The organism is Pseudomonas sp. GW822-FHT03F08, from assembly GCF_058801265.1.
In genome coordinates this window covers 36,696-55,051 of sequence record NZ_JBXANC010000011.1, presented here as the reverse complement: position 1 = coordinate 55,051, position 18,356 = coordinate 36,696, and the positions used below count along the sequence as shown (strand labels likewise).

15 protein-coding genes are annotated in these 18,356 nt (G+C 59.7%); 4 read left to right on the top strand and 11 right to left on the bottom strand.

Translation table 11 applies throughout. The features are described 5' to 3' along the window. Positions 1–9: 9 nt before the first annotated feature. The gene (gene nagZ, locus AC1RME_RS24925) at positions 10–1,020 is read right to left on the bottom strand and encodes a beta-N-acetylhexosaminidase (RefSeq protein WP_096822088.1); all 1,011 of its coding nucleotides are present in this window, start codon (positions 1,018–1,020) and stop codon (positions 10–12) included. A 158-nt stretch (positions 1,021–1,178) separates the two neighbouring features. After that, positions 1,179–1,886 carry a TetR/AcrR family transcriptional regulator gene (locus AC1RME_RS24920; protein WP_085686822.1) on the bottom strand — a complete coding sequence of 236 codons (708 nt, stop codon included), beginning with the start codon at positions 1,884–1,886 and terminating at the stop codon, positions 1,179–1,181. A gap of 230 nt (positions 1,887–2,116) precedes the next feature. Here AC1RME_RS24920 and lexA point away from each other — a divergent pair, with 230 nt between their 5' ends. Together lexA and sulA are read left to right on the top strand one after the other, a co-directional pair. Next, positions 2,117–2,725 (top strand): transcriptional repressor LexA, encoded by a 609-nt coding sequence (gene lexA / locus AC1RME_RS24915; RefSeq protein WP_096822089.1) that lies wholly within the window; start codon positions 2,117–2,119, stop codon positions 2,723–2,725. Positions 2,726–2,735: 10 nt separating this feature from the next. Beyond that, positions 2,736–3,209 (top strand): SOS-induced cell division inhibitor SulA, encoded by a 474-nt coding sequence (gene sulA / locus AC1RME_RS24910; protein ID WP_096822090.1) that lies wholly within the window; start codon positions 2,736–2,738, stop codon positions 3,207–3,209. Positions 3,210–3,288: 79 nt separating this feature from the next. On the opposite strand, the gene AC1RME_RS24905 is transcribed toward sulA, so the two are convergent. From AC1RME_RS24905 to AC1RME_RS24875, 7 genes are all read right to left on the bottom strand, one after another. Beyond that, on the bottom strand, positions 3,289–3,522 hold the full coding sequence (locus AC1RME_RS24905) for a hypothetical protein (protein ID WP_003226592.1): 234 nt from the start codon (positions 3,520–3,522) through the stop codon (positions 3,289–3,291). 106 nt (positions 3,523–3,628) lie between these two features. Then, entirely contained in the window at positions 3,629–4,153 is a 525-nt protein-coding gene (locus tag AC1RME_RS24900) for a DUF6586 family protein (protein WP_085733483.1), read from the bottom strand. Between the two features lie 171 nt (positions 4,154–4,324). Beyond that, positions 4,325–6,955, bottom strand: coding sequence for a type I DNA topoisomerase (gene topA / locus AC1RME_RS24895; RefSeq protein ID WP_096822091.1), 2,631 nt, complete (start codon positions 6,953–6,955; stop codon positions 4,325–4,327). A 114-nt stretch (positions 6,956–7,069) separates the two neighbouring features. Further along, positions 7,070–7,306, bottom strand: a complete 237-nt coding sequence (locus AC1RME_RS24890) for a DUF1653 domain-containing protein (protein ID WP_007953059.1) — start codon at positions 7,304–7,306, stop codon at positions 7,070–7,072. 99 nt (positions 7,307–7,405) lie between these two features. Beyond that, positions 7,406–8,581 (bottom strand): acetyl-CoA C-acyltransferase FadA, encoded by a 1,176-nt coding sequence (gene fadA / locus AC1RME_RS24885; protein WP_085608206.1) that lies wholly within the window; start codon positions 8,579–8,581, stop codon positions 7,406–7,408. Between the two features lie 32 nt (positions 8,582–8,613). After that, positions 8,614–10,761: a fatty acid oxidation complex subunit alpha FadB gene (gene fadB / locus AC1RME_RS24880; protein ID WP_096822092.1), complete on the bottom strand. Its 2,148-nt coding sequence runs from the start codon at positions 10,759–10,761 to the stop codon at positions 8,614–8,616. Positions 10,762–11,301: 540 nt separating this feature from the next. Then, the gene (locus tag AC1RME_RS24875; RefSeq protein ID WP_096822093.1) at positions 11,302–11,739 is read right to left on the bottom strand and encodes a hypothetical protein; all 438 of its coding nucleotides are present in this window, start codon (positions 11,737–11,739) and stop codon (positions 11,302–11,304) included. Between the two features lie 103 nt (positions 11,740–11,842). Here AC1RME_RS24875 and AC1RME_RS24870 point away from each other — a divergent pair, with 103 nt between their 5' ends. Continuing rightward, positions 11,843–12,280, top strand: a complete 438-nt coding sequence (locus AC1RME_RS24870; RefSeq protein WP_047295289.1) for a universal stress protein — start codon at positions 11,843–11,845, stop codon at positions 12,278–12,280. Positions 12,281–12,356: 76 nt separating this feature from the next. On the opposite strand, the gene AC1RME_RS24865 is transcribed toward AC1RME_RS24870, so the two are convergent. Beyond that, a complete protein-coding gene (locus AC1RME_RS24865; RefSeq protein WP_096822094.1) occupies positions 12,357–14,279 on the bottom strand; it encodes an ATP-binding cassette domain-containing protein in 1,923 nt (640 codons plus the stop codon). Positions 14,280–14,492: 213 nt separating this feature from the next. On the opposite strand from AC1RME_RS24865, the gene AC1RME_RS24860 reads away from it, so the two are divergent. Next, positions 14,493–16,421, top strand: coding sequence for a transglycosylase SLT domain-containing protein (locus tag AC1RME_RS24860; protein WP_096822095.1), 1,929 nt, complete (start codon positions 14,493–14,495; stop codon positions 16,419–16,421). Between the two features lie 81 nt (positions 16,422–16,502). Here AC1RME_RS24860 and AC1RME_RS24855 read toward each other — a convergent pair whose 3' ends face one another. Further along, a complete protein-coding gene (locus AC1RME_RS24855) occupies positions 16,503–18,296 on the bottom strand; it encodes an ABC transporter transmembrane domain-containing protein (RefSeq protein ID WP_176504889.1) in 1,794 nt (597 codons plus the stop codon). Positions 18,297–18,356 lie beyond the last annotated feature (60 nt).

The following is an 18,356-nucleotide window of genomic DNA, read 5'->3' as shown; positions in this document are numbered from 1 at the left end:
GAAAAATCCTTAATCGATCAGTTGAGCGTCTTTGAGCGCGCCGACAGCGGTCAGCCAGCGCGGATCCTGACGGTATTCGGTGTTGGCGAACGCCTGACCGCGCATCCGCGCGATGCGTGGCGACGGCTTGACCTTCATGCGTTGCGCGGCGCTCAGGGCCAGCTCGGCGGCAGCGCGATCGTTGCACACCAGGCCCATGTCGCAACCGGCACTGAGTGCGGCTTCGATACGGCTGGCGGCATCGCCTACAACATGCGCGCCGGCCATCGACAGGTCATCGCTGAAGATCACGCCATCGAACTGCAACTCGCCGCGCAGAATGTCTTGTAACCAGCGCCGGGAGAAACCGGCGGGCTGCGCATCGACTTGCGGATAAATCACGTGGGCCGGCATGACGGCGGCCAATTGCTTGCTCAGCTTGGCGAACGGTACCAGGTCGTTGGCGCGGATCTCGTCAAGACTGCGCTCGTCGTTGGGGATTGCGACGTGAGAGTCGGCTTCCGCCCAGCCGTGACCGGGGAAATGCTTGCCGGTAGCCGCCATGCCGGCGCTGTTCATGCCTTTGATGAACGCTCCGGCGAGCAGTGCGGCGCGCTCCGGATCGCCTTCGAACGAACGAGTGCCGACGACGGCGCTGCGCTGGTAATCCAGGTCCAGCACGGGAGCAAAGCTCAGATCGAGGCCGACAGCCAGCACTTCAGTGGCCATGATCCAGCCGCATTGCTCGGCCAGATACTCGGCGTTCGGGTTGTCGGCAATGGCTCGCATGGCCGGCAGACGCACAAAGCCCTGACGCAGACGCTGGACGCGACCGCCTTCCTGATCCACCGCCAGCAACAGATCCGGGCGAATGGCACGGATCGCCGCGCTCAACTCACGCACCTGGCGTGGATGCTCGATATTGCGGGCAAAAATGATCAGGCCGCCCACTTCGGGCTGACGCAACAATTGGCGATCTTCGGCCGTCAGCCAGGTACCGGCGACGTCCACCATCAACGAGCCTTGCAGGCCAGCAGTCATAGAGATTCCTTGAAAACGAAAAACCCGTTGCCCACGAAACCACCACCAGGGGCATTGCCCGGCAGGTCGGTGATTTCAATGAGAAACGGGTTCAGAACGAGAGTCGGCATGGGCGGCTAGCTTAGCGGATGTCAGCTGCCGCGCCCACCCATGGACAGTTAAACCTTGGCAGGCGTCGGCGCCGATTTGCTGCGTGGTCGCAGCTGCGCGGTGGCCATCGCGGTGTCGGTGACGCCGGTTTCGGCACGCATGCCGGCCGCCAGGAACGGCACCATCAGACGCATCACCTGCTCGATGGAGGTGTTGACGCCGAAATCGGTCTCGGCAATCGCGCGCAACGCCTTGATACCCGACATGCTGAACGCCGCAGCACCAAGCATGAAGTGCACACGCCAGAACAGTTCGATAGGAGGAATGCGCGGGGCGGCTTCGTTCACCAACAACATGTAGCGGCGGAATACCTTGCCGTACATATCTTCCAGATAACGGCGCAAGTGGCCCTGGCTCTGGCTGAATGCAAGACCGAGCAAGCGCATGAAGATCGACAGATCGTTGCCGCTGCGTGGCTGTACCACCAGTGCCTGCTCGACGAGGATTTCCAGCAGCTCCTCAAGCGAAGGCTTGTTCTCCGGCTTGGCCTGACGCCGCTCCAGCTCTTTATCGAGACTGATGCAGAACGGACCGAGGAAACGCGAGAAGACTGCCTGGATCAGCGCCTTCTTCGAACCGAAGTGATAGTTCACCGCAGCAAGGTTGACCCCTGCCTTGCTGGTGATCAGACGCAATGAGGTTTCGGCGAAACCTTTTTCCGCGAACAGCTGTTCTGCAGCATCAAGAATGCGTTCAACGGTTTCCGACTGGGCCATGGCTACTCCGCCTGACAAACACTTGTTTGAAACATACGTTTCAGCCTATGCCTTGTCAAGCCTGCCAGTTCGTTTTGGGAATGGTCGGTCAGGTATTTAACCACAACAAGGACGCCACATTAATCGACGCCGTCACTGACCGTCCGGCGGCCTGGCAAAAAACGGCCATTGCCAAGACCGACTCACTGTATATAATCCCAGTCACTGTATAAAAAGACAGAGCGATCAATATGATTAAGCTGACGCCACGCCAAGCCGAGATTCTGGCCTTTATCAAACGCTGCCTCGAAGACAACGGCTACCCGCCGACCCGCGCGGAAATCGCTCAGGAACTGGGGTTCAAATCCCCCAACGCCGCCGAAGAGCACCTCAAGGCGCTCGCCCGCAAAGGCGCGATCGAGATGACCCCGGGGGCCTCTCGCGGCATTCGAATCCCAGGCTTCGAAGCCAAGGTTGACGAATCCACCCTGCCGATCATTGGCCGCGTGGCCGCCGGTGCACCGATTCTCGCCCAGCAACACATCGAAGAGTCCTGCAATATCAACCCGGCCTTCTTCCACCCTCGCGCCGACTACCTTTTGCGCGTCCACGGGATGAGCATGAAGGACATCGGTATTTTCGACGGTGACCTGCTGGCGGTTCACACGACCCGGGAAGCACGCAACGGTCAGATCGTCGTCGCCCGGATCGGCGACGAAGTGACGGTCAAACGCTTCAAACGCGATGGCAGCAAGGTCTGGCTGATCGCCGAAAACCCTGAGTTCGCCCCTATCGAAGTCAACCTGAAAGATCAGGAACTGGTGATCGAAGGCTTGAGTGTCGGCGTCATCCGCCGCTAAAGGAGGCTTTATGCAGTTCCCACACGCACCTCAGCAAACACAGCTGCCGTTGTTCGAGGCATTTCTGGCGCAACCACTGGCCCCCATCCTCAAGGATGTAGCCGAGCGCCCATGGAATGTCGAACCCGAAGCGTTCAGTGAACTGTCGCTGCGCGGCGCGGCCGGGAACTGCCTGAACCTGCTGGCACCGATTCTTCGCGAATTGAGTGATGACCAGGATGCCCGCTGGCTGACCCTGATCGCGCCACCGGCGAGCCTGACCCAAACCTGGTTGCGGGATGCCGGATTGAATCGTGAACGCATCCTGCTGTTGCACCCGCGCGGCACACAGAGCGCTCAGCAACTGGCTTGCGAAGCCCTGCGCCTGGGTCGTAGCCATACGGTGGTGACATGGTTGAACCCGCTCAACTCAGGCTCACGCCAACAACTGATCAGCGCCGCCCGCACCGGGGACGCTCAAAGCCTGAATATTCGACTGGGCTGACTGCATGCGCGCTACTTCGAGCGCGGGGCTTCTCAAGGGATAGAGAAGCCGAACCGAAGGGATAATCGACGGGCGGTGTTCAATGAAGAACCCGCGGCCCCTCTTCCTTATCAAACTCGCCTTCAACCATTCGACCGGCCATTTGTACGCCGACGCTCAGCATCGCCTTGGCAATTTCAACGTGTTGGCCCTGCAGAAATGCCTTGGCATCCTCGGAGAAATCCAGAGTTACCAGAGAACCCTCGTCCTCGGCCCTGCGCAGTTCGATTCGGCCGTCTGGTAGCTCGACAATTTCTAGAAAGGACGTTGGCATATAGGTCTGTTCTCCACGAAAGGCAGGGATTATATAGAGATCGTTCAGGATTCGCTCAGGATCTTGACCAGCAGCACGCATCTCGTCGCCGCCAGCCAGGAAGCCATCAGCACTCGTTCAAGCCTTCACGGAAACGGATAGCCAGACCCTTCAGGTTCTGCCGCCAGCTCTCCAGCTCTTCACGACTCAATTCTTCGGGCGCCTGCTCTTCATCCAGATTAACCGCCTGAATCAGCGGCTGGGTCACATCACCCTTTGGCTTGTGTGGCACACGTGGTGGCTGAAACAGCGCCGAATGCGCGGCCAGCAATTTAGCCAGCCAGGTTTCCGGATTACCCGCCAACTCCACCATCTCGGCCAACTCCGGAATGGCAATCGACTCCAGCACTTCACGCGTCAGCAGCGTTTCAGCGCGCGGCGCATTGGCCTGCGGCAGCCTGTAGAACCCGGCAATTTCGTGACATAACCCCAGCAGCGCACCATAGAGATGGAACAACGCCGATTCGCGCCCGGCCTGAATCAGCGCCAGCGAATTCATCGCCCGCCCCTCTTCGGCCCTGGCCAGCGCTTCCAGCGACAGACCCGCGAAATAGATCTTCTGATTGGTACGGGTATAGAGTTCGTGGGCCATAGCGGCACTCTCCACAACGAAATAATTGCTTCACACAGGCCGGACAGTGTCATGGATCAGCCGATCCGACCGCAAGCTTTAAACAAAAAGGCCGCATGAAAACCCGAAGGTTGTCATGCGGCCTTTTGTATTGAAGGCGCCTGATCAGCGCACCTTCAGATCAGCGTTTGCTCAAGCCTTGGCTTTTGCCGGACGCTTGTCTTCAACTGTCCACTTACCACCGTCGAAGAACGCTTTCCAGCCAGTCGGCTTGCCGTCGACTTCGGTCTGGACGTATTGCTCCTTGGTCTTGCGGCTGTAGCGAATCACTGCTGGCAGACCATCCGGATCCTTCTGCGGCGCTTCGCACAGGAAGTGGTACTTCGGATCAATCTCATCCTTGTGCGGCAGAATCTCGATCACCAGCGGAGCACGGGTCTCACGGTTTTTCGGGAACTGACTGGCCGCCAGGAACAGTCCGGAAGCACCGTCACGCAGGATATAGGTGTCGTTGACCTTCTCGCATTTCAGCTCAGGCATTTTCACCGGATCCATCTTCGGCGGCGCCGCGTCACCGCTCTTCAGCAGTTTGCGGGTGTTCTTGCAGGTCGCGTTGGTGCAACCGAAGAACTTGCCGAAACGGCCAGTCTTGAGCTGCATCTCGCTGCCGCACTTGTCGCATTCCAGGCTCGGACCTTCGTAGCCCTTGATGCGATAGCTGCCTTCTTCGATTTCATAGCCGGCGCAATCCGGGTTGTTACCGCAGATGTGCAGCTTGCGCTTTTCGTCGAGCAGGTAAGCGTCCATCGCCGTGCTGCAGATCGGGCAGCGATGCTTGCCGCGCAGCACCAGGGATTCCGATTCGCCCTCGTCGTCCGCAGCGATTTCATCGCCCGGCACCAGGTTGACGGTGGCCTTGCAGCGTTCTTTCGGCGGCAGGCTATAGCCCGAGCAACCGAGGAACACGCCGGTAGAGGCAGTACGAATCTGCATCGGACGGCCGCAGGTGGTGCACGGAATGTCGGTCATTACCGGCTGATTGGCGCGCATGCCGGCTTCCGGATTCTCGGCTACTTCAAGTTTCTTTTTGAAGTCACCGTAGAACTCGTCCAGCACGTTTTTCCAGTCGCGCTCGCCCTGGGCCACGTCATCGAGGTTCTCTTCCATGCCGGCAGTGAAGCCGTAGTCCATGAGGTTCGAGAAACTCTCCGACAGACGCTCGGTGACGATGTCGCCCATCTTTTCCGAGTAGAAGCGACGGTTGTGCAGGGTCACGTAGCCGCGATCCTGAATGGTCGAAATGATCGCCGCATAGGTCGAAGGACGGCCAATGCCGCGCTTTTCCATTTCCTTCACCAGGCTGGCTTCCGAGTAACGGGCCGGCGGCTTGGTGAAATGCTGGGTCGGATCAAGCTTGATCAGTTTCATCACGTCGCCCTGCGCCATGTCCGGCAGGACATCGTCATCGCCAGGCTTGGCGATTTGCGGCAGAACGCGGGTGTAGCCGTCGAACTTCAGGATACGGCCCTTGGCGCGCAGCTCGAAGTCGCCAGCAGCCACGCTGACGGTGGTCGACAGGTATTGCGCCGGCAGCATCTGGCAAGCCAGGAACTGGCGCCAGATCAGCTCGTAGAGGCGCTCAGCGTCACGCTCCATACCCGCGAGCTTGCTCGGCGTGGTGTTGGCGTCGGAAGGACGGATCGCTTCGTGAGCCTCTTGTGCGCCTTCCTTGCTGCTATAGACGTTCGGCGACTCCGGCAGGTACTTCTTGCCGAATTCGGTTTCGATGTAATCGCGCGCCATCGTCACGGCATCAGCCGAGAGGTTGGTCGAGTCGGTACGCATATAAGTGATGTAGCCAGCTTCGTACAGACGCTGAGCCATCATCATGGTTTTCTTCACGCCAAAGCCCAGGCGGTTGCTCGCGGCCTGTTGCAGGGTGGAAGTGATGAACGGTGCCGACGGTTTGCTGCTGGTCGGTTTGTCTTCACGCTTGACGATGCTGTAGCTGGAGGATTTCAGCTTCTCCAGCGCAGCCATGGCCTGAGCTTCGTTGAGCGGCTTGAAAGCTTCGCCCTTCTCACGCGCCACTTCGAAACGCACGGTCGAACCTTTGGTGGTGCCGAGATCGGCATGCACTTCCCAGTATTCTTCCGGATTGAACGCGCGAATCTCGCGCTCACGCTCGACCACCAGTTTCACGGCAACCGATTGCACACGACCGGCGGACAGGCCGCGAGCGATCTTGGCCCACAGCAGCGGCGAAACCATGTAACCCACGACGCGGTCGAGGAAGCGACGGGCCTGCTGGGCGTTCACTCGATCGATATCGAGCTCGCCCGGCTCCGAGAAGGCTTCCTGAATCGCTTTCTTGGTGATTTCGTTGAACACCACGCGCTTGTAGCGGCTGTCGTCACCACCGATGGCTTCGCGCAGGTGCCAGGCAATGGCTTCCCCCTCGCGATCCAAGTCGGTTGCGAGATAGATGGTGTCAGCATCCTTGGCGAGCCGGCGCAGCTCTTCGATGACTTTTTCCTTGCCCGGGAGGATCTCGTACTTGGCTTTCCAGCCATGATCGGGATCGACACCCATGCGCGAAACGAGCTGTTTACGTGCCTTTTCCTTCGGCGAGAGCACCGGCCCTTCGCCCGCGGCGGCCTTGCCGCGCTTGGCGGCAGGCTCCTTGCTGGCGCTAGCCGAACCGCTGGTGGGCAGGTCTCGGATATGGCCGATACTCGACTTCACCACGTATTGGTTGCCCAGATACTTGTTGATGGTCTTGGCCTTAGCCGGGGATTCCACAATGACCAGCGATTTGCCCATGGATCAGAAAATTCCTGAATTCTAGAAGTGAAAGGCGGTTGGCGCCTGACGCGGCACCGCTATATATAGTGGCTACAAGGTGAGGTCAAGCGCAGGGTTTTGCGCGCACTCGCCTTATGGCTTCGAAAAAAGGCTTGGTTCGGCTTGCACCAAAGCAAAGCGCGGGACCTGCTCGCCGTCAACTTCGACGGACTCCAGGAACATGCTCAAGGGACGTACCCAAAAGCCGTAATCGCCATACAGGGCTTGGTAAAAGACCACTTCTTCTTCGGTCTCGGAATGCCGCGCAACACTGAATACGCGGTACTGCGGACCTTTGTAATGTTGGTAGAGCCCAGGTTGTATCGGCACGCTTCGGCCCTCACTCAAATTTTTTCAAAATAAATACAAAAATAAATCCGCAAAAACAAAAACCGGGGCACTTGGCCCCGGCTTCCATCGACGAGACGCTTAAACGCGTTCGAAGACGGTGGAGATGCCTTGGCCGAGGCCAATGCACATGGTGGCCACCCCGAAGGTGCCGCCATTCTGCTTCATCACGTTCAGCAAGGTGCCGGAAATACGGGCACCGGAGCAACCGAACGGGTGACCCAGGGCGATCGCGCCGCCGTGCAGGTTAACCTTCTCGTTCATCTTGTCGAGCACTTTCAGGTCTTTCAGCACTGGCAGAGCCTGTGCGGCGAACGCTTCGTTGAGCTCGAAGAAGTCGATATCGTTGATACCCAGGCCGGCACGTTTCAGTGCTTTCTGAGTAGCCGGTACCGGACCATAGCCCATGATCGCCGGATCCACACCTGCCACTGCCATCGAACGAATCACGGCCAGAGGCTGAATACCCAGGTCCTGCGCACGCTGCGCCGACATCACGATCATGCACGAAGCACCATCGGTGATCTGCGACGAAGTACCGGCAGTCACGGTGCCGCCCTTTGGATTGAACGCCGGCTTCAGAGCCGCCAGACTTTCCAGGGTGGTTTCCGGACGAATGGTTTCGTCGTAGTCGAAGGTTTTCAGGAAACCGTTCTCGTCATAGCCCTGCATCGGGATGATTTCGTCCTTGAACTTGCCTTCCACGGTTGCCTTGTGGGCCAACTGGTGGGAACGCACGCCAAAGGCGTCCTGCTGTTCGCGAGTGATGCCGTGCATCTTGCCGAGCATTTCAGCAGTCAGGCCCATCATGCCCGAGGCTTTCGCCGCGTACAGGGACATGTGCGGGTTCGGATCGACACCGTGCATCATGCTTACGTGACCCATATGCTCGACGCCGCCAACCACGAACACGTCACCGTTTCCGGTCATGATCGCTTGCGCAGCGGTGTGCAGCGCGCTCATCGACGAGCCACACAGACGGCTGACGGTCTGGCCGGCCGAGGTGTGCGGGATCTGGGTCATCAGCGACGCCATGCGCGCGATGTTCCAGCCCTGCTCCAGGGTCTGGTTCACACAGCCCCAGATCACGTCCTCGACTTCGGCAGGATCGACCTTGGCGTTGCGTTCCAGCAGTTTGCTGATCAGGTGCGCCGACATGTCTTCAGCGCGGGTGTTGCGGTGCATGCCGCCCTTGGAGCGGCCCATCGGAGTACGACCGAAGTCGACAATCACGACGTCTCTTGGATTCAAGCTCATAAAATTTCACTCTCGCTCAAAAGTTGGGACGCTTAACCGAAGAACCGTTGGCCGGTTTTGGCCATTTCACGCAGCTTCGCGGTCGGATGGTAGAGCGCGCCCAAATCAGCGTACTGGTCGGCCAGGGCAACGAACTCGGCAACACCGATCGAATCGATGTAACGCAGCGCACCGCCACGGAATGGAGGGAAACCAATACCGTAGACCAGACCCATGTCGGCTTCGGCAGCGGTTTCGACGATGCCGTCTTCCAGGCAACGCACGGTTTCCAGGCACAGCGGGATCATCATCCAGTTGATGATGTCTTCGTCAGTGACTTCACGCTGCTCGTAGACGATCGGCTTGAGCACTTCCAGTACCGACGGGTCGGCGACTTTCTTCTGCTTGCCTTTCTTGTCGGCCTCGTAGGCATAGAAGCCCTTGCCGTTCTTCTGACCCAGACGCTTGGCTTCGTAAAGCACGTCAATGGCCGAACGACGGTCGTCCTTCATGCGATCCGGGAAACCTTCAGCCATCACGTCACGACCGTGGTGGCCGGTGTCGATGCCGACCACGTCCATCAGGTATGCCGGGCCCATCGGCCAGCCGAATTTTTCCATGATCTTGTCGATACGGACGAAGTCCACACCGGCGCTGACCAGCTTGGCGAAACCGCCGAAGTACGGGAACAGGACGCGGTTGACCAGGAAGCCCGGGCAGTCGTTGACGACGATCGGGTTCTTGCCCATTTTCTTGGCGTAGGCAACGGTGGTGGCAACAGCCAGCTCGCTGGACTTCTCGCCACGGATCACTTCCACCAGCGGCATCATGTGCACCGGGTTGAAGAAGTGCATGCCGACGAAGTTTTCCGGACGCTTGAGGGCCTTGGCCAGCAGGCTGATGGAAATGGTCGAGGTGTTGGACGCGAGGATGGTGTCCTCTTTGACCTTGTCTTCGACTTCCGCCAGTACGGCTTGCTTGACTTTCGGGTTCTCGACTACAGCTTCAACGACCAGGTCAACGTGACCGAAATCGCCGTAGGACAGCGTAGGACGAATACCGTTGAGCACTTCAGCCATTTTCGCGGCGGTCATGCGGCCTTTATCAACGCGGCCGACCAGCAGCTTGGCGGCTTCCGCCAGACCTTGCTCGATACCGTGCTCGTTGATGTCCTTCATCAGGATCGGCGTACCTTTGGAGGCCGACTGATAGGCGATACCGCCACCCATGATGCCGGCGCCCAGTACGGCAGCCTGCTTCACGTCCTTGGCAATTTCGTCGTAGGCCTTGGCCTTTTTCTTCAGTTCCTGATCGTTCAGGAACAGACCGATCAAGCTCTGCGCGGCAGAGGTCTTGGCCAGTTTCACGAAACCTGCGGCTTCGACTTCTAGCGCCTTGTCGCGACCGAAGTTCGCGGCTTTCTGGATGGTCTTGATCGCTTCGACCGGGGCCGGGTAGTTCGGGCCGGCCTGGCCAGCCACGAAACCTTTGGCGGTTTCGAAAGCCATCATTTGTTCAATGGCGTTCAGCTTGAGCTTTTCCAGCTTCGGCTGGCGCTTGGCCTTGTAGTCGAACTCGCCGGAGATGGCGCGCTTGATCAGTTCAAGGGCAGCGTCCTGCAGTTTTTCAGGAGCAACCACGGCATCGACAGCGCCGACTTTCAGCGCGTCTTCAGGACGGTTTTCCTTGCCGGCGGCAATCCACTCGATGGCGTTGTCGGCACCGATCAGGCGCGGCAGACGCACGGTACCGCCGAAGCCCGGGTAGATGCCCAGTTTGACTTCCGGCAGACCGATCTTGGCCTTGGTGGACATGACGCGGTAGTCCGCGGCCAGGCACATTTCCAGACCGCCACCCAGGGCGATGCCGTTGATCGCGGCGACGGTCGGAACGTTGAGGTCTTCGAAATCGCTGAAGATCTTGTTGGCTTCGAGATTGCCAGCAACCAGCTCGGCATCCGGCAGCTTGAAGTTGTCGACAAATTCGGTGATGTCGGCGCCGACGATGAACACGTCCTTGCCACTGCTGACGATCACGCCCTTGATCGAAGCATCTGCCTTGATGGTGTCTACGGCCTGACGCAGTTCGTTCAGGGTAAGACGGTTGAACTTGTTGACGGACTCACCCTTGAGGTCGAATTTCAATTCGACGATGCCACTTTCAAGAGCTTTAACCGTGATGGCTTTACCTTCGTAAATCATCAACTGATCTCCACGATATGGAAGCTGAACAGTACACGTCGGACGCAGGCGAATGGCTCGGCAGGACGCTTTTTCGTCAATGCTGACACCAATCCACCCGGCACACCCGCCAACGCGATAGTCGGGATTCTGTAGGAGCAGTCTGCAATACAAACGCTCAATTCATACGCCCGTTTGATTTGGGTACGCCACCTTCACGGAATTTCCGACAATTGTCAATCGCCCTAAATACGGGTTGAAATGCGACTTTGCGGTCATTTCTGTAAGACGCAGCCCGCCAACACATGCTTGCATGTGAGGGCATTCATAAGATTAATAGTTAGAAAAGTCGCCCTAATTCGCTGCAGGCCTTGTTTAACAGGCTACGCTGGCTGGACTACGAAGGAAAACAGGCGCACTTTTGCTGACCGGACCTGACCGGATCAACGCCAAAAAGAATTTCCGGCCTGCCTGGCCAACCCCGCCCGATGAATCATGTCGGGCTTTTTATTGCTCGTCTGCCGGACGTTTCGCACCGTTGCAGCGCGAAAAGTCCGCGAATCATGCCAGCGCTTTCAGCGTGGCATCAATCTCCAGCAAAACCGCCGCTTCGCCTTTCTCGCCCCAATAGAGCGCGATCATCTGCTTGTCGGCTTCAACCTTGAAAACGTTGCCCGGCAATTTCTCGAAATGATTCAGCAGAAGCGGGTCCTCACAGGCTTCCTGCCACTGGTTGACCCACACGCCCGGGGACTTCTGCCAGTACGTCCAGCACACCGGCTGCTTGCTGCGCCGCGGCCGATGGTATTGCGCACACGGATTGGGCGGCTCCTGAGACAGCCAGTGCGGCCATTCCTGAGGCGCCAGCTGCATGGCCAGCCCGATGCGCCGGGCCTCCGTGCGCAAGGCTATCCGGCCACTCTGTGCACGGGACGGGCGCAACCACGCCAGGGGGCTCAACACCACCAGCAGGATTGACACCACCAGCCAGACCGTCATATCTCTACTCCCGAATCTTGATGAGCCCATTGCGTCACTTTGGAACCAATGCGCTTGAAACCAGCCATACTTAACAATATTGATCCCTCACGAGGAGCACCTCATGCCCTACCACCATATCCTGGTCGCCGTAGATCTGACCGAAGAGTGCGACCCTGTGATCCACCGCGCCCGAGAGCTGTCGGTGAGCAATGGCGCCAAGCTGTCGCTGGTGCATATCGTCGAACCGATGGCCATGGCCTTCGGGGGTGACGTGCCAATGGATCTGTCACAACTGCAACAACAGCAGTTCGATCAGGCCAAGGAGCGCCTCGAGCGCCTGAAGCACAAATACACCGAACTGGAAGGCTCCAACTGCCACCTGACCTATGGTCAGCCACGCCAGGAAATCCACCATTTCGCCAAGGATCAGGAATGCGACCTGATCGTGGTCGGCAGCCATGGCCGGCACGGCCTGGCGCTGCTATTGGGCTCGACCGCCAACGATGTACTGCACGGCGCGCCTTGCGATGTGCTGGCGGTGCACCTGGTCAAACGCTGATCCCGCTCTCTTATGAAAAGCTAAAAAAGCCCGGCGCCCATCACTGGACGCCGGGCTTTTTCATGACCGGAAGCTATCAGGCGTCCAGCTCGGCCCAACGCTCTACCAACGCATCCAGCTCAGCCTGCAACTGCTCCAGCGAAGCAATGACTTTGGCCGTTTCGGCTGGCGGACGCTGGTAGAAACCGGCTTCAGCCATTTCAGCCTCAACAGCAGCGATCTGCTGCTCCTTGGCGTCGATGTCGCCCGGCAACGCTTCCAGCTCGCGCTGAAGCTTGTAGCTCAGCTTCTTCTTCGCAGCCGGGGCCGCAGCAACAGGCGCGGCGACCGGAGCCGGCTCGGCAGTGACCACCGCCGAATTCAGGTCAGCCTTGCCGGACTTGCTTTCGGTCACGCCCAACAGACGCGGCGAACCGCCCTGACGGATCCAGTCCTGATAGCCACCGACGTATTCGCGAACCTTGCCTTCACCTTCGAAGACCAGGGTGCTGGTCACCACGTTGTCGAGGAATGCCCGGTCGTGGCTGACCATCAGCACAGTGCCGTTGAAGGTCAACAGCACTTCTTCGAGCAGCTCGAGGGTTTCCACGTCGAGGTCGTTGGTCGGTTCGTCGAGTACCAGCAGGTTCGCTGGCTTGCTGAACAGTTTGGCCAGCAACAGACGCGCACGCTCACCACCGGACAAAGCCTTCACCGGCGTGCGGGCACGCTGCGGGCTGAACAGGAAGTCGCCGAGGTAGCTGAGCACGTGGCGACTCTGGCCGTCGATGTCGATGAAGTCGCGACCTTCGGCGACGTTATCGATCACGGTTTTTTCCAGATCCAGCTGATGGCGCAGCTGGTCGAAGTAGGCCACGTCGATCCGGGTGCCCTCTTCCACCTTGCCGCTGGTCGGTTGCAGACCGCTGAGCATCAGTTTCAGCAGGGTGGTCTTGCCGGTACCGTTGGCGCCGAGCAGACCGATCCGGTCGCCGCGCTGCAGCACCATGGAGAAATCGCGAATCAGGAACGGACCGCCCGGATGCGCGAAGCTCACGTTATCCAGCACCATCACCTGCTTGCCGGACTTCTCTGCGGTATCCAGCTGGATGTTGGCCTTGCCGGTGCGCTCGCGACGCTCACTGCGTTCGACGCGCAGGGCTTTCAACGCACGTACGCGGCCTTCGTTACGGGTACGACGAGCCTTGATGCCCTGACGAATCCACACTTCTTCCTGGGCCAGGCGCTTGTCGAACAGCGCGTTGGCGGTTTCTTCGGCAGCCAGCGCAGCTTCTTTGTGAACCAGGAAACTGGCGTAGTCGCCATTCCAGTCGATCAGGCCGCCACGATCCAGTTCGAGGATGCGGGTGGCGAGGTTTTGCAGGAAGGAACGGTCGTGCGTGATGAACAGCACGGCACCCTGGAAATCCTTCAGTGCTTCTTCGAGCCAGGCAATCGCACCGATGTCCAGGTGGTTGGTCGGTTCGTCGAGCAGCAGCAGATCCGGCTCGGACACCAGCGCCTGCGCCAGCAGCACGCGACGACGCCAGCCGCCGGACAACTCGGCGAGGGTCTTGTCGGCCGGCAGTTGCAGGCGGCTGAGGGTGCTGTCGACCAGGGTCTGCAAACGCCAGCCGTCACGGGCTTCAAGGTCATGCTGGACGTGCATCAGCTTGTCCAGATCGGCGTCGGTGACGATGTTCTGGCTCAGGTGATGGTATTCGGCGAGCAAGGCGCCAACACCGTCGAGGCCTTCGGCGACCACGTCGAACACTGTCCGCTCGTCGGCGACCGGCAATTCCTGCGGCAATTCACCGATTTTCAGACCGGGGGCACGCCACACCGAGCCGTCATCAGGCTTCTGGTCGCCCTTGACCAGTTTCATCATGCTGGACTTGCCAGTGCCGTTGCGGCCGATGATGCACACCCGCTCACCACGGGCGATCTGCCAGGACACCTTGTCCAACAACGGCATCGCGCCGAATGCAAGGGACACATCGCTGAATTTGAGCAGGGTCATGAGCTTCTCCAAAAACCGGGCGCGCATTCTACCTGAATCGGGACCCGAGCAGGCCGGCAATTTCGCCGCTGACGCACTCTGCACAACAATTGTTGCGAACTTGTGCCGCAAGGCCCGCAAAGCTTTCGCCGGCTGCTGGCAAAAGGCTAAGCTACAGACAATTCAGTGCCGCCACTGTCGGCACTTGTCATGATTTCTCTGCCCGGATGTCTCATGCGCAGTCGCCTTTTCAGTGTTTTGTCCTGTTTGCTACTCACCGCCGCTGCTGCCCAATCCGCCCAGGCGGTGGACCTGTCCACCCAGCGCCAGTATTACGATGAGGCCAAACGCGCCCTGGCCAAGGGCGACACCGGCCCGTACTTCCGTTACAGCCAGGCCCTCGCCGATTATCCGCTGGAGCCATACCTGGCCTACGACGAGTTGACCGCCCGCCTGAAGACCGCCAGCAACGCGGAAATCGAAAAATTCCTCGCCGAACACGGTGACCTGCCCCAGGCCAACTGGATGAAGCTGCGCTGGTTGCGCTGGCTGGCCGACCGCGGCGAATGGGCGACCTTCGTCAAGTATTACGACCCGAAACTCAACTTCACCGAGCTGGACTGCCTGAACGCGCAGTACCAGATCAGCAGCGGCCGCAAGGCCGAGGGTTATGCCAACGCCGACAAGCTTTGGCTGACCGGCAAATCCCAACCGGCGGCGTGTGATGCGCTGTTCGGGATCTGGGCTGCCGACGGCCAGTTGACCGAGCAAAAACGCTGGGAACGCACCAAGCTCGCCGCTCAGACACGCAACTATCCGCTGGCCAACAGTCTGGTCAACGGCCTGACCACCCTTGCCCCACGCGGGCGTCTACTGGTGGATGTCGCGCAGAAACCGGAACTGCTCAACCAGCCGTCGCGCTTCACGCCGGCCGACGAGCCGATGTCGGACATTGTCAGCCTCGGCCTGCGCCGTCTGGCGCGTCAGGATCCGGACAAGGCCATGGACCTGCTCGACGGCTACGCCAGCAGCATGCATTTCTCCCGCGATGAAAAAGTCGCGATCGCCCGGGAAATCGGCCTGACCCTCGCCCGTCGTTTCGACAGCCGTGCGCTGGACGTGATGACCAAATATGACCCGGAACTGCGCGACAACACTGTTTCCGAATGGCGCCTGCGCCTGTTGCTGCGTCTGGCGCGCTGGGACGACGCCTATCAGTTGACCCGCCGCCTGCCGCAGGATCTGGCCACCACCAACCGCTGGCGTTACTGGCAGGCCCGCAGCCTGGAACTGGCGCAACCGCAGAACCCGGAAGCGCAGACGCTGTATAAGAGCCTCGCACGGGAACGGGATTTCTACGGTTTCCTTGCCGCCGATCGCTCACAGCTGCCTTATTCGCTGGTCAACAAACCACTGGTACTCAGCCAGGCCACCATCAACAAGGTGCGCAACACGCCCGGCGTACGTCGCGCGCTGGAGTTTCATGCCCGCGGGCAGATCGTCGACGGGCGTCGCGAGTGGTACCACGTCAGCCGTCACTTCAACCGCGATGAAATGGTCGCCCAGGCCAAACTGGCCTACGACCTGAAGTGGTATTTCCCGGCGATCCGCACCATCAGCCAGGCGCAATACTGGGACGACCTGGACATCCGCTTCCCGATGGCCCACCGCGACACCCTCGTGCGTGAAGCCAAGGTCCGCGGCCTGCATTCGAGCTGGGTGTTCGCCATCACCCGCCAGGAAAGCGCCTTCATGGACGACGCCCGTTCCGGCGTTGGCGCCAGCGGTCTGATGCAACTGATGCCCGGCACCGCCAAGGAAACCGCGCGCAAGTTCAGCATCCCTCTGGCCTCGCCGCAGCAAGTGCTCGATCCGGACAAGAACATCCAGCTCGGCGCCGCCTACCTGAGCCAGGTGCACAGCCAGTTCAACGGCAACCGCGTACTCGCCTCCGCCGCCTACAACGCCGGCCCCGGCCGCGTACGCCAGTGGCTGCGTGGCGCCGATCACCTGAGCTTCGACGTGTGGGTAGAAAGCATCCCGTTCGACGAAACCCGCCAGTACGTGCAGAACGTGCTGTCCTACTCAGTGATCTACGGCCAGAAACTCAACTCGCCGCAACCGCTGGTGGACTGGCATGAGCGGTACTTTGACGATCAGTGATCGTGCAAAGATCGACGTAAACAAAAATGCCCGCATCGAGAGATGCGGGCATTTTTTATGGCGCTCGACTGGGTCGGTTACTTAGTCGGTTACTGGGTCGGTCGAAGCCAGATGCCCATCACTGAACTGCAACGCCGCCAACCGCGCATACAGCGGATTGCTCGCGATCAGCTCCTGATGCGTACCAATCGCCACCAACTTGCCCTGGTCCATCACCGCAATCCGGTCGGCGTTTTTCACCGTGGCCAGGCGGTGGGCGATCACCAGCGTGGTGCGGTTTTGCATCAGGTTGGGCAGGGCTTGCTGGATCAGGTGTTCGCTCTGGGCATCGAGGGCACTGGTGGCTTCGTCCAGCAGCAGGATCGGCGCGTCGACCAGCAGCGCCCGGGCGATGGCCAGGCGCTGGCGCTGTCCGCCTGACAGGCCGAGACCACCGTCGCCCAGATGGGTCTGGTAGCCGTCGGGCATTTGCTCGATGAAGTCGTGGGCGTGGGCGATTTTCGCGGCTTCCTGCACCTGCTCCAGCGTGGCGGTCGGGCAACCGTAGCGAATGTTTTCTTCGACGCTGCCGAAGAACAGCGCCGGGGTCTGCGAAACCAATGCGAAACAGCGACGCAAATCCAAAGGATCAAGACTCGTCAACGGCACACCGTCGATCAGGATTTGCCCTTCGCGCGGATCGTAGAAGCGCAGCAGCAAGTCATACACCGTGGACTTGCCCGCGCCGGACGGCCCGACCAACGCGAGGGTTTCGCCCGCATTGACCGTCAGACTCAATCCGTCAACGGCAAAACTTTCGGGACGCGAAGGGTAGGAAAAGCGCACGTCCTGCAACGCCAGCTCGCCTTTGATCCGCTCCGGCAATGTCACCAGTCCGGCTTCCGGCCGCTGGATGATGTTCTCCGAACGCAACAGTTCGGCAATACGCTCGGCAGCGCCCGCTGCGCGCTGCAATTCGCCGATCACTTCGCTCAACGTACCAAACGCACTGCCGACGATCAGGCTGTAGAACACGAACGCCGCCAGCTCACCGGCTGAAATTCGCCCGGCAATCACGTCCATGCCGCCGACCCACAACATCACCGCGACGGCACCGAGCACCAGTACGATCACCAGCGTGATCAGCCAGGCCCGCTGGAAAATCCGTTTGCGCGCCGTTTCGAACGCTTGCTCGACGGTGCTGGCGAAACGTTGTTCGTCCTGCACCTGATGGTTGTAGGCCTGCACCGTTTTGATCTGGCCGAGGGTTTCCGAGACATAGCTGCCAATGTCGGCGATCCGGTCCTGACTCAGCCGCGAAAGATTACGCACGCGGCGCCCGAATATCAGGATCGGCGCAATCACCAATGGCAGCGCGATCACCACGATGCTGGTGAGTTTGGGATTGGTGATGAACAGCAGCACCACACCGCCAATGACCATCAGCAAATTACGCAGGAACAGCGACAGCGACGAGCCGATCACCGATTGCAGCAATGTTGTGTCAGCGGTCAGGCGTGACTGGATTTCCGAGCTGCGGTTGTCCTCGTAAAACCCGGGATGCAGGTAAACCAGATGGTTGAACACCTGCCGACGAATGTCAGCCACCACCCGCTCGCCGATCCATGACACCAGATAGAACCGGGCAAAGGTGCCGACCGCGAGCCCCAACACCAACAGCATGAACAGACCAATGGACTGGTTGAGCAGGTGCGGCGACTGAGTCATGAAGCCTTGGTCGACCAGCAGTTTGATGCCCTGCCCCATCGACAACGTAATGCCGGCCGTGACGATCAGCGCGAGCAGTGCGCCGAAGGCCTGCCAGCGATAAGGCTGAAGAAAATGACTGGTCAGGCGCAGGGCCCGGCGGTGGCGCGAGGAAAGCATCGGGATCATTCAGGTTCACGTCGTGTGCTGATTAATGGGGCCAGCCTGGACACTCAATGGGGTGGAACT